The sequence below is a fragment of the Hyphomicrobium sp. genome (genome assembly GCF_035572195.1).
GTDB lineage: Bacteria > Pseudomonadota > Alphaproteobacteria > Rhizobiales > Hyphomicrobiaceae > Hyphomicrobium_B.
On the sequence record NZ_DATNBA010000055.1, the window covers coordinates 24,894 to 37,416 of the forward strand.

9 protein-coding genes and 1 pseudogene are annotated in these 12,523 nt (G+C 62.4%); 4 read left to right on the forward strand and 6 right to left on the reverse strand.

Annotation, left to right across the window (positions count from 1 at the left end; translation table 11 throughout):
• Nucleotides 1-2: 2 nt before the first annotated feature.
• From VN623_RS05410 to VN623_RS05425, 4 genes are all read right to left on the reverse strand, one after another.
• Nucleotides 3-668 (reverse strand): Spy/CpxP family protein refolding chaperone, encoded by a 666-nt coding sequence (locus VN623_RS05410; RefSeq protein WP_325568907.1) that lies wholly within the window; start codon nucleotides 666-668, stop codon nucleotides 3-5.
• A 114-nt stretch (nucleotides 669-782) separates the two neighbouring features.
• Nucleotides 783-1,562: a pentapeptide repeat-containing protein gene (locus VN623_RS05415; RefSeq protein WP_325568909.1), complete on the reverse strand. Its 780-nt coding sequence runs from the start codon at nucleotides 1,560-1,562 to the stop codon at nucleotides 783-785.
• Between the two features lie 185 nt (nucleotides 1,563-1,747).
• Nucleotides 1,748-2,200, reverse strand: coding sequence for a hypothetical protein (locus VN623_RS05420; RefSeq protein WP_325568911.1), 453 nt, complete (start codon nucleotides 2,198-2,200; stop codon nucleotides 1,748-1,750).
• A gap of 144 nt (nucleotides 2,201-2,344) precedes the next feature.
• Nucleotides 2,345-4,126, reverse strand: a complete 1,782-nt coding sequence (locus VN623_RS05425; protein WP_325568913.1) for an alpha/beta hydrolase — start codon at nucleotides 4,124-4,126, stop codon at nucleotides 2,345-2,347.
• Between the two features lie 175 nt (nucleotides 4,127-4,301).
• Between VN623_RS05425 and meaB the strand changes: the two genes are divergently transcribed.
• The 4 genes from meaB (at nucleotide 4,302) to recQ (ending at nucleotide 9,913) form a co-directional block, all read left to right on the forward strand.
• The gene (gene meaB / locus VN623_RS05430; protein ID WP_325568915.1) at nucleotides 4,302-5,306 is read left to right on the forward strand and encodes a methylmalonyl Co-A mutase-associated GTPase MeaB; all 1,005 of its coding nucleotides are present in this window, start codon (nucleotides 4,302-4,304) and stop codon (nucleotides 5,304-5,306) included.
• Between the two features lie 76 nt (nucleotides 5,307-5,382).
• Entirely contained in the window at nucleotides 5,383-6,009 is a 627-nt protein-coding gene (locus VN623_RS05435) for a pyroglutamyl-peptidase I (RefSeq protein WP_325568917.1), read from the forward strand.
• Nucleotides 6,010-6,077: 68 nt separating this feature from the next.
• On the forward strand, nucleotides 6,078-7,427 hold the full coding sequence (locus tag VN623_RS05440; RefSeq protein WP_325568919.1) for a TIGR03808 family TAT-translocated repetitive protein: 1,350 nt from the start codon (nucleotides 6,078-6,080) through the stop codon (nucleotides 7,425-7,427).
• A gap of 302 nt (nucleotides 7,428-7,729) precedes the next feature.
• Entirely contained in the window at nucleotides 7,730-9,913 is a 2,184-nt protein-coding gene (gene recQ / locus VN623_RS05445; RefSeq protein WP_325568921.1) for a DNA helicase RecQ, read from the forward strand.
• Nucleotides 9,914-10,502: 589 nt separating this feature from the next.
• Here the strand turns inward: recQ and hisG are convergent.
• Together hisG and VN623_RS05455 are read right to left on the reverse strand one after the other, a co-directional pair.
• Nucleotides 10,503-11,192, reverse strand: a pseudogene (hisG, locus tag VN623_RS05450) (ATP phosphoribosyltransferase); the annotation flags it as partial.
• Nucleotides 11,189-12,367 carry an ATP phosphoribosyltransferase regulatory subunit gene (locus tag VN623_RS05455; RefSeq protein WP_325568923.1) on the reverse strand — a complete coding sequence of 393 codons (1,179 nt, stop codon included), beginning with the start codon at nucleotides 12,365-12,367 and terminating at the stop codon, nucleotides 11,189-11,191. The gene VN623_RS05455 and the pseudogene hisG, both read right to left, overlap by 4 nt.
• Nucleotides 12,368-12,523: the final 156 nt, after the last annotated feature.

Consider the following 12,523-nt stretch of genomic DNA (forward strand, 5'->3'; position numbering starts at 1 on the left):
GCTCAGCCCTTTTTGTCGGGCTCGACATCGGCTGGGCCGCCGTCATTATCCGGGCTGTTATCCTGCATACCCGGCGCACCCTGGCGATCGTGACCGCCGCGGTCTCCACCGTGCCAGCCGTGATGGCGCGGTCCGCCGCCGGGACCCCAGCCGCCGAATGCCCAACGCGGGCCATGACGGCCATGCATGCCGAAGCCCGGCGATAGCTCACGCATCAGCGGACGCAGGACGTCTTTCTGCTCATCGGAAAGCGACGCGTAGAATGGCGTGAACGCCGACGAGAACGCCTTCAGCCGATCGGCGCGCTCCGACACTCTCTGGCTGATCTTCTCGTAGCGCGCCGCGAGATCCGCGCGCTTATGTTCGCCACCTTCGGACTTCTCGGCCTTGCGTTCCTCGCGCTTCTTGGCCCGTTCGGCGCGTCTCTCTTCCCGCACCTTGAACGTGTCGCGCACTTGCTGTTCGACAGGCGCCCAAAGCTTTTCCTGATCGGCGTTGAGCTTCAGCGCCACCTTGGCCATGGCAAGCCGGCCGTCCTCAAGACGCGAACGCGTCTCGGGCGTCATCCGCCAACCGGCGTTGTCGGCCGTTTTTGCAATGGCGATGGTTGCTGGAATAGCGGCGACCGCCGCAACCGCAAGCCAAGCGCCGCGCGATAGATTTTTCATGAACAATCTCCTTCGATCCGGCGGGCCGAGGCGTTGGGGGGAGCAAGGGTGCCTGGCCGTCGCAGGTAAGAACGAAGCCGTCCGGGCGATCCGTCGGGGCGCGGGGATGGCGAGCTAACGGCGCGCCTTGGCGAGGTTCCTGGCTTGCGGCAAACCGGTGGCAGCCGCCAAACCTTTGACGTTTTTCAGGATGGCGCCGTCGAAATCGGCGTTCGTAACGTCCGCTCCGGTGAAGTCGGCGCCGGTAAAATCGGCACTCGATAAATCGCAACCTTTGAGATTCGCTTCGGTCAGATCGGCACCGCGAAAGTCGGCGAAGCGCAACATTGCCTCCCCGAGATCGGTTCGACGCATCCGGGCACTGGTAAACTTGGCACCGTTGAGAACGGCGCGCGGCCGGAACGATCCCCACGTCGCGACGAGCCGGCCGAGGCGCGCGCCGCTGAGATCGGCTCCGCTGAAGTCGGCGCCGTCGAGCCGCGCCGCAATGTCCGCACGCGATAAGTTCGCATTCGCGAAGTTTGGCGCATCTGCCGGATCGGGCTCGATCGATGCGTAGGCCGTGATCGTCAGAAGCGTAGCGCCCGAAAGATTTGCGCCGGAAAAATTGGTGCGCGTGACGCTCGCCGCATCGAGGCGCGCGCCCGAGAGGTCGGTCTTCGCAAGATCGGCTCTCGATAGATCCGCCGCGTAGAGGTTGGCGCCTTGAAGCCGCGCCTGCTTGAAGTTGAGACCCGCGAGATCGAGCGCACTCAGGTCCTTGCCGGAAAAATCCGCGGGCCGGGCGGCGTCGGCCGCAAACAATATCTCAGTGACTTGCTTGGCCGTAATGCCAACGGCGAATGCGCTCGTAGAAGACACGAGCGCAACAGTCATTACGAGCCGAAAGATCATCGCGTGCCGCGTTCTGGATTGATCGTACTCATCAGCCATATGCGCAAAAGCGCTCAGCTGATCGGTCGACGACCGACAGGACATGATTAGCATGCGATGATGGTATTGCGCCGCTCGATCCGTGCGGCACGATCGTCGCGGGTTTCAGTCCACCGCGTCAATAGTGACAGACGCGGCGGCGGAACTCACTGGCTTCCCCGGATCAACGATGCCGCATTGGCATCATTGCCGGTCGTACCGTCGGAATCGCCATTCAAAATGGTGGGCGCGGCCGGATTGGCCGCTGCTGACTTGGCGATGGGTTTCTCGATCGGCTGCGCGTAGACGACGCGATCGCGTCCGCTGAAGCAGCCCGCGACGCAGATGATCAGATCTTCATTGGGCCGTGCCGCGATCAGCTTACTCACGAGACGGTTGTTTGGCCCCATTCCAACTTCGGCGCCAAGGCCATCTTCAGGGATCGTGTTGAGGTTCCTGGCGCCTGCCTTGGAATCGGAAACAGGGGCAGGAACGATTTGCGAGTCTGCGGTCGCGACTTTGTCGCCTTCGGCGGCTTCGCCGATTGCACCGGCCGCAACGAGCGCCACACATCCCACAAAAAAGGCAGTACCGAATGATCTCACGAGAGGACGACGCATGACAAAATCCCCGAAAACTCTAACGAGTAACGAAGGACTGTGCTGCAACCGGGTAAATGAAGTCTTTACAAGTCCGGCGCGATCGCGCCGGTCACAAGGTTTTGTGGCGGGCTTTTAATCCCGTGCGTTTGAACTTTTGCCCGCTCACTTCGCGACTTGGAAGCGCCAGAACGTGCCGGCTTCGGATTCAACGGTCAGCACGTTCTTGATCCGCTTGTCGGGCGGTCTCAGACCGAATTCGACGAGCGCCTTCACGTCATCGAGCAAGGCTGGGTTTTCAGCATACCCCGAGTGATTGAGTCCCAGCGCGTCGGTCGAAACGGCGGTCACGTCGATCGTATCGACGCCCGGAATGATGAGCGGACCCGTGATCGGGACGTCGCCGGCACGCGGCACGCCGCCCCAGAATTTTGCCGAGTAACCCAGCGCCCGGTCGTTCGAGGCGGCGTAAAGCGTGACGCCCTTGGCGAAATTCGTAATCTGCCGCGCGATGATGTTGAACTTGTCGCGATCGACATCCGGGGCCGCCAGGATCACTTGGCTTATCACGACGCCATCCGGGATTTTAGGTCTCAGCCGCTCGAGTACGCGAAGCAGAAGTTCATTGCCCATCGAATGAGCGATGAGGCTGATCGACTTGGCGCTGCTCTTTTGTATGACGAGGTTGAGAAATTCAGCGAGCGTCGGCTCAGCCTGCTCGACGCTGCCGTGATCGTAGGTATAGCTGGCGACCTTGCCGCCCGACGGCCAACTGTAGACGAACGGTACGCCGTCGAACTTCAGATCGTAGGCGATCTGCGCCGTGCGGTAGAGCGCGCAATCGAATGACGTGTTGAAGCCGTGCACGAAGACGAAGGCGTGGTCCTTGAACGTCGACGATTGCGCCAGGCGCTGTTTGACGAGCGCCAGCATCTGATCTTCCGTCAGGCTCGAAATTTCCTGCAGCGTGAAATGCTTCGCCGGGTCTTCCTTTTCCTCGTAGATCTTGACCTTGAAGTACGGAATTTCGATCAGCCACGGCCGTTCGATATGCGGAACTTTATGAGCCAACGGCACGGTTATCAGAGCCCGGCCGAGTTGCAGCTTGTGCCCGCGCTCCGAACCAAATTGCAGACGCTTGGGATCGGGTTCGACCGCCCGGTCCGTGCCGTAGAAGACGGGCACCACGTCATAGGTCTTGGAGGGATCTGCGGTCGGGGCCGCGCGTGCCGCGGCGGGCGGTGGCGGCGCCGGGCTCGCCACGGGCGGCGGAAGGCTCGGTTGCGGTGAAGGGAGCGACGGTGCGGCAGCACCGGGCTTCATTGCGGGAGGTTCCGCGGCGGGAGGTGGCGGCGGCGCTTCAGCGACGGGTGGGGGTTCCATCGTGGGAGGCGGCGCGCCTTGGCCGACGGATGCCGGCGGGGGCGGTGAAGGTGTCATGTCGCTCGGCGGTGCCGCGCCTCCCGATGGCATTTCGGGTTGCATCGGCGAAGCACTTTCGCCGGCTGCGCGCGACTCATTGGGCGGTACTTCGGATGAACCACCTCCGGCCGCTCCCTGAGCATCGTAGGAGGGCTCGTTGGTGTCGGGTAGGCTCGGCTCCGCACCTGCTCCCGGCGCGGATGCGCCTGCGCCCGGCTCCGGTTCGTAGCGGCGCGAATGCTTTTGCTTGGCCGCGCTTTCCTGGCGGCTGAGTTCCCGAACCCGCTCGGCTTCCTCTGCCTCGGCTGCTTTCCGGCGAGCGTCCTCGTCGGATTTATTAGCTTCGGGAGCTTCCGGCGGCGGACTGGCCTTCTCTTCGCTCGTTGTCGGATACGAGGTGGGCGCCTTTGCGAGCTTCGGCGCTTCGCTGCAGGCCGAGGCCAACAGTCCAGCGCCGAGCAGGGCCGCTAAAATAGATAGCGTGCGAGGCAGCGGTCGTAAGCGACATTCAGCAAGCGGAACCATGCCACCCCTCCCCCGGGACCAATTTTAACGAATTTACGAGGCCCGGACCCGTCCGGCAACAAACTCTCCGTAACAGTCCTCTATGACAGCAGCCAGCGGCGAAATCCCGGCTTGCCGGGGGCCGTGTTCCTGCCCATGCTCAAGCCGTCAAAAATTAGGATTTCCCCGTAAAGTCATGGCCATCGCCACCGCTAGCGCCAGTCGTATTCCCATCGCCGACTATGTGACCGGCATTCCCGCCGGAGACCGCGCGCTGCTCGCCCGGGCCATCACGCTCGTCGAAAGCACCAATCCCGAGCACGGCCGACTGGCGCAAGCCGTGCTGCAAGAACTCTTGCCGAAAACCGGCAATGCCGTTCGGTTGGGTATGACCGGCGTCCCCGGCGTCGGCAAATCGACGACGATCGATCAGCTCGGCATGAACCTCATTGCCGACGGCCACCTCGTCGCCGTGCTCGCCATCGATCCGACGTCAAAGCGGACGGGCGGCTCAATCCTTGGCGACAAGACACGCATGAGTTCGCTGGCTCAGGAGAAGAATGCATTCATCCGGCCTTCGCCGTCTTCGGGAACATTGGGCGGCGTGACGAAGCGGACGCGCGAGACGATGGCGCTCGTCGAGGCGGCGGGCTTCGATGTGGTGATCGTCGAGACGGTGGGCGTCGGCCAATCGGAAGTCGCGGTCGCCGACATGGTCGACTTCTTCCTGGTGCTGCTGCTTTCCGGCGGCGGCGACGACCTGCAGGGGATCAAGAAGGGCATCATCGAGCTTGCCGACATGATCGCCATCAACAAGGCAGACGGCGACAACATCAAACGCGCCGAACGGGCCGCAGCCGACTACAAGGCGGCGTTGCAGATTTTCACACCCGCCGGCGCGACATGGTTTCCGCCGGTCGTGACCGTATCGGGCCTCGACAATCGCGGACTGAAAGAACTTTGGGCGAAGGTCCTCGAACATCGCAACAAGATGACCGCCACGGGAGAATTCCAATCTCGCCGCCAGGCTCAGGCCGTGTCGTGGATGCGCGACATGCTCGAAAACCGATTGATGGCGGCACTGAAAGCCAACCCGCAGATTGCGGCCGAGCTTCCGGGCATCGAAGCTTCTGTCCGCGACGGCACGCTGCTTCCCACTCTGGCCGTCGAGCGCATCATGGCGATGATGAAACTTCAGTGAGAGTTCATCGGGCCTTCCGCCAAATTGACCCTGTAATCACTTTCAGACGCGGGCGCTGACGACCTATATTCCATCCATGGCCAACTTGCCCCCGTCCGTTCTGCTGACCGGCTTCGGCTCGTTCCCGGGAGTGCCTCGAAACGCTTCTGCCGATCTCGTCAAAGCTGTCGTCCGGCGGGCCCGGCGCGATCTACCGGGCTATCATTTCGCATCTGCCATATTGCCTACCGAATGGGATCGCGTGCCGCGGCTGATCGCGTCGCTCCATGCCCGCCACGCGCCGCGACTGGCCTTGCACTTCGGCGTCGCGGCAGGAGCTCTCGGATTTCGCGTTGAAACTGAAGCCAAAAATTTCTGCCGAGCGTCACCCGATGCGGCGGGATGCGTGCCGCGCTCGCCAAGCCTTGAAGACAACGGCCCGACTGTCCGCGCAGTCACCATTGCGGCCCCTTCGATCGCTGCAACGCTGGAGAGCAAAGGCTACCCCGTATCCCTTTCGAACGACGCCGGTGGCTATCTCTGCAATGTCGCGCTTTATCATTCACTTGCGCTCGCCGAGCGCCGGGGCGACGATTGCAGGGTCGGGTTCGTGCATATCCCTACCGACTTGATGACGCCCCCGTTCACGTTGGCCGAGGCCGTTGCAGGTGCCCTCGAAATCATAAAATTTGCGCTCGGACCCGTGTCCGCTTCGCGACCTTAACCTCGACTTAACGTCTGGCGCGCTGGCTCGAAGTTTGCTTCTGAAAAGGCAAAAACCGGAGCAGCTGAATGACTCTCGATCGCCGTTCCCTTATCGGTGTAGGCCTCGGCCTCGGTGCCGTCGCGACCGCTGCGCGCGCAACGGAAAGCGGACCGGCTCCTCGCGCCGCGTCCGCTGTGTCGCTAGACCTTGCTCCAGACGACAATCGCGATCAGACCGCCGCCTTGCAGGCCGCCATCGATACGGCGGCCGAGAAGGACATTCCGCTCGTTCTGCCGCCGGGCAAATTCATTGTCAGCGATCTGCGGCTGCGGGCCGGCACGCGGCTTATCGGAACCGCACGGACGACAACGCTGGTCTTCGCGGGCGGAGCGGCGTTCGTGACGGCCGACAAGACCGACGGACTGGTGCTCGACGGCATTTCGCTAGACGGAGCCTACAAAGCGTTCGACGTATCGCGCGGCGACGGTCTCATCAACCTATCGCGGTGCAAAAATGTGCATCTCGCCGATCTCGATATCCGAAACAGTTTCGGCATCGGGCTTTCGCTCGTCGAGTGCGGCGGGTGCATCAAGGGCATTTCGATCAGCAATGCGCTCGACGCCGGGCTGAAGAGCCTCGACTCGCACGGGCTCGACATCACCGGCAATATCGTGACCGATTGCGGCAACAACGGCATTCTCGTCTGGCGGTCGCGCGCCGAGGAGGACGGCACCATCGTCTCCAGCAACCGCATTTCGAAAATCCGCAATGCGGCCGGCGGCACGGGCGAGTACGGCAACGGCATCAACGTCTTCCGCGCCGGCAGCGTTCTCGTCACCGGCAACCGGATTTTCGATTGCGTTTACACGGCGGTGCGGGGCAACGCGGCATCCAACATCCAGATCATCGCAAACAGCTGCGAACGGCTCGGTGAAGTCGCGCTTTATGCCGAATTCGGTTTTGAAGGTGCATTGATCGCCAACAATCTCGTCGATGCGGCGGCCACGGGCATTTCGGTGACCAACTTCAACGAAGGCGGCCGCCTCGCCGTCATTCAAGGCAATCTGATCCGCAACCTCTTTCGCCGAGAGCACGAGAAGGATGATAAGCGCGGCGAAGGCATCGGCGTCGAGGCCGACGCGGTCGTCATCGGCAACACGATCGAAAATGCTCCTACCGTTGGTATCCAGATCGGCTGGGGGACGTTCATGCGCGACGTTTCGGCGACCGGCAACGTCATACGACGCGCGCGCGTCGGCATCTCCGTCACGGGGGCGCCGGAAGCGGGGAAATGCCTGATCGCCAACAACTTGATTTCGAACGCCAAAGATGGCGCCATCCGCGAAATGCAATTCGGCAAAATGGTAGGGCCAGACCTCGTTCGTGAACCGGGCGCGAACCAGCGCATCCAGCTTAGCGGCAACGTCGCGGTCTAATTTAGGGTTTGAAGCGCGCCGCAGCCCGGCCAAGTGGGAGACTGGGGGGTCGGGGACTTGGCCGGGCGCAGCAGCATCTGGTGCGCACGGGGGGATGTGACACCAGCTTGGTTTTGACATTAGCCCGGCAAACGTGAACCCATCCTGAACAGGCGTGCCGAAAAGCGACTTAAACCTCACCGTTCGGCAATATCCCCGCAAAATCAGAGACTTTAGCTTTTATTTTTGTCGCTCGCGGTGGGGCGGAATGCGCGAATCGGACTAGCGTCCGGTTCTTGATGTCATGCGCATAGGTTCCATCGATGCCGGCTCGCGCCGCGCCGCTTCCCCTCAGATTTGAGCCCTCCGCCGAGACTCCTCTCGACGCGGCGCGTTCGAAGCTCGAAGGGGTCTTCGGCTACAAGGGCTTTCGGCCGTTGCAGGGCGATATCATCGCTACTGTGCTCGATGGCGGCGATTGCCTGGCGCTGATGCCGACCGGCGGCGGCAAATCGTTGTGCTACCAGATTCCGGCGCTCGTCCGGCGCGGTACCGGCATTGTCGTATCGCCGCTTATCGCGCTGATGCAGGATCAGGTCGACGCGCTAAACGATCTTGGCGTCAAAGCTGCCTACCTGAATTCGACTCAGGATCGCAGCACGCAAGATAAAATCGAACGGCAGTTCGCGGCGGGCGGCCTCGACCTTCTCTACGTCGCGCCCGAGCGCCTCGTGCAAGACCGGACGCTGGGACTTTTTGAACGCAGCGACATTGCGCTTTTTGCAATCGACGAGGCGCACTGCGTCTCGCAATGGGGTCACGACTTCCGGCCCGAATATCGTCAGCTCAAGATTCTCGCAAAACGGTTCCCGAACGTGCCGCGCATCGCGCTGACGGCCACGGCGGACGAGCGCACGCGGCAGGACATCATTTCGGAACTGTCGCTCGAGAACGCTGCGACGTTCATCGCGAGTTTCGACCGGCCGAACATCCGCTACACGATTGCCGAGCTTGGCAGCACCAGCGCCCGCGAGCGGCTTTGGCAATTCATCGAGACGGAACATTCGACCGACGCGGGCATCGTCTATTGCCTGTCGCGCAAATCCGTCGACGAAACGGCGGCGTGGCTATCGTCGAAAGGCCGCAAGGCTCTGGCCTATCACGCCGGGCTCGATGCGCCGGTGAGGGCCGCCGCCCAGACGAAATTCCTGAGCGATGACGGCATCATCATCGTGGCGACCATCGCTTTCGGCATGGGCATCGATAAGCCGGACGTACGCTTCGTCGCCCACCTCAACCTGCCGAAATCGATCGAGTCCTATTATCAGGAAACGGGACGCGCCGGTCGCGATGGAGAACCGGCTAACGCCTGGATGGCCTATGGTCTGCAGGACATCGTGCAGCTCCGGCAATGGATCGCCCAATCCGATGGCGCCGACGCTTTCAAGCACGTCCAACGGCAAAAGCTCGACGCGCTCGTCGGGTTGGCCGAAATGCCAGGATGCCGGCGGCAGGCGCTTCTCGCCTACTTCGGCGAGCTGAACTCGCCGCCTTGCGGCAACTGCGATAATTGCCTCGCCCCGCCTCGCACGGAAGACGGCACCGTCATCGCGCAAAAGGCGCTCTCGGCGGTCTATCGCACCGGCCAGCGTTTCGGCGTCACGTATCTCGCCGACATTCTTGCCGGCAAGGCCGATGAGCGCGTGCTGCGCAATGGCCATGATCGCCTGTCGGTGTTCGGCATCGGCAAGGATGTGCCGCAGACAACGTGGAAAGGGCTCTTTCGCCAGTTGACGGCGGCCGGCTATCTGACCGGCGATGATGAGGGCATGGGCACGCTCATTCTGACCGAGCGCGCGAGGCCGCTGCTGCGCGGCGAAGAGCGTTTTCTGATGCGCGTGACGCGGCAGGCCGCAAAGACGTCGAAACGCGCCGCGTCCGTTTCCTCAAAAGTTGCGCGCGAGAACCAGCCGCTGTTCGATGCGCTGAGAGCGCTGCGGCTGAAGCTCGCCGGGGCTGCAAAACTACCGCCCTATGTCGTGGCGCAGGACCGAACGCTGATCGAACTCGCGGAAAAGCGGCCCACGACGACCGCGGCGCTGCACGACATTCTCGGCCTCGGCGCCAGCAAGATCGCGCGTTACGGCTCGGCTTTTCTCGAAACCATCTCGCATTTCAAGAAGCACCCGCTGCTCGTCAACCGCCTGTCGCCGAGCGTCAATGCGACGCTCGCCGGCCATCTGCGCGGGCTCGACCCGGAGGCTATCGCCGCCGAGAGAAGCCTGGAAGTGACGACGATTTACGGGCATTTGGCCGAGGCGATCGAAGCCGGATTGATCGCGTCAGCGGACGCGGTGCAGCTCGACTCGGCAGAGCGCGATGAAATCGAGGCGGCCTTCGAACGCTGTGAAACGCGCGACACGGGTAAGCTCGGCCCGGCATTCGCCGCGCTCGGGGGACGTTACGACTACGGCGTTCTCAAATGCCTGCTTGCGGATTCCGCGTGAGAGACGGCGGAGTCTGCTTCACCGCGCGTCGCGTAATCTCCGCACCAAATCGGCGCCAGCGCTTCTTTTGTACGTATGCTCTGCCGCTTTCGGCAGCGTAGGAACGCAATTAGCCGCCTCGATCGCGGGAGCATCAACGCGAGCACCAAACCGGCGCGCAATGGCCGGGCCTTCGTCTGATGTAAATCGCACTTCGACCTGTGAGCCCTCGGTATAATGCACCATGCATTCGGCACCGATGCCCAGCGCTTCCCACTGCAGGCGAAAATGCGGTCGTAGTGCCAACGGTTTCCAGAACTCGAGAACTGCGCCGCCTTCACCGATATCGACGACAAAGCATCTGAGCGGCGCTCCGCCTTCCATCAAGACAACGGCGTTGAGGAGCGATGGGCGGCGACCGAATGCAGGCCGCTCGGGACGATTACGCAATGCGGACACGGTATTTGACCAGGTTCAGCAAACACGCCGTTGTCGCGATATTCGCCCGCCACAACGGCCGAAATCTGATGAACACTGATCATCAGCGCGGATATTATCCGGCAATCTTAATGGTTGCTTACTTCGATCGTACACTGCCAGGAATCGAATGGGCAATTTGATCGGCGATTGCACCACGCAAATTTTCGAGCGCCGGAGTCCAAGCCGCGACGTTCGAGGCAAAGAGATTGGCTTGCGACTTCAGGATGACGCCATCATCCAAAATCCTGAGCCCGTTAGCCTTGAGCGTTTCGCCGGTCGTCGTGATGTCGACGATCAGCTCGGCCGTTCCCGCGGCGGGTGCACCCTCCGTCGCTCCGGCGCTTTCGATGATCCGGTAGTCGCCAAAGCCCTTCGTGGCAAAAAACCGGCGCGTCATGTTCGTGTACTTCGTCGCGACGCGCGGCCATCGCCCATGCCGCCGCCGGAATGGAAAGGCGATGTCCTCGAGGTCGGCAACGGTTGTGACGTCGATCCAGCATTCCGGCACCGCCACGACGACGTCGGCAAAGCCGAAGCCGAGCTTTTGCACGAAACGTATCCGCGTCTCGGCGTCGGAAATGCTTTCGCGTATGAGATCCTCGCCCGTGATGCCGAGGTGAATGCTTCCCGCCCTCAGCGCCTCTGCAATTTCGGCGGACGACATATAGACAACGTCGACATCGGCGAGACCGTCGATCTCACCGCGATAGCCGCGCGCGTGACCGGCCTTGCGCACGACGAGACCGGCGCGGCCGAACATGTCGGTCGTTTGCTCCATCAGCCGGCCCTTGGAAGGGATAGCGAGCGTCAGCTTGCTCATTGCGCCCCTCCCCGAACGGCATCCCAAAGACGCTCGGTATGAATGGCGGCGCCGACGGCCGGAACATCGATTCCGGCGCCCGCGGCTCGCATCAATCCGTCGTAACGGCCCCCGGCCGCGATGGGACTTTCGGGCCCATGCGCTTTCAAGTGAACTTCGAAGACGAGCCCGGTGTAGTACGCGAGCGTTCTTCCGAACTCGGCCGAGAACGTCACGCGGTCGAGATCGATGCCGGAGTTGGCGAGCAGCGCCAGGCGGCGGTCATAGGCCTCAAGCGCGGTGCCGGATCCACGGCCCAAGCCGTTCAGCAACTTGTCGATGATCGCCCCCGCCTTCGTGGCCGGCCCCGATACGCCAACGTAGCGTTTGATGAGATCGACGGCCGCCGCGTCGAGCGGCTTCTCCTCGCGATCCTCCGCAATGCCTATCAAGTGCGCGGTGATATCGGCGAGCGCCCGCGTGCCGATGAGCTCGATGGATTTTTCGTCGAGGTAGGCTGCGACCGCGGCCTCGCTCGCAGCGCGGTCGTCGCGGCGAAGCGATGACAGCAGCGCGTCCGGCACGGATGCGGAGGCCGAACGGGCGCTGACGGCGAATGTCTTCAGCGCCTCGCGGAATGACAACGGCTTGAGGAATGCATCGTCGAGTCGCTTTTTCCAGCGCGGGCTCAAGCCCGCGACATCAAGAACGCTCGAAAAGAGACCGAGATCGCCAAGACGGATCGACCAGTCCTTCAGTCCGGCCGACTCGATAGCCTTGATCACGATTGCGACGGTTTCCGCCTCCGCCTCTTCGCGCGCCCGATCGCCGAAACGTTCGATGCCGGCCTGGCGAAATTCGCGCGGGTGACGAGCGTCCGCCGCTTGCGGTTGGAACCGGAAGGCGGCGCCGTTGTAGCAGTATCTGGCGGGCGTTCCGGGATCGGCATATCGCGCCAAGTGCAGCCGGCACGTCGGCACGGTAAGATCGGGTCTGAGACAAAGCTCGGCACCGTCGGGATCGGTGAACACGTAGGTTCGCGCGCGCAGGCTCTCGCCGACGACATCGAGAAACACGTCGGCAGGCTGGATGATCGCCGGCGCAACGGTTTCATAGTCCGCATTCGTAAAGACGGACAAGAGAACGCGCGCCTGCGCTTCAAGCTCTTCGAGACTTCGCGTAGAGACAGCGGCCATCGTCGTTTAATCCTGATGCCGCGCGATGAGTTTTTTGACTTCGTCGACGAGGTTCGCTTCCGCGACGGCAAACTGCGCCGGACGCGCCGCTTTCCATTCCTTGTTGTCCTTGATCGCGGCGGCGGCCTTGGCGCCTTCGATCAGGTCCTTGATCGT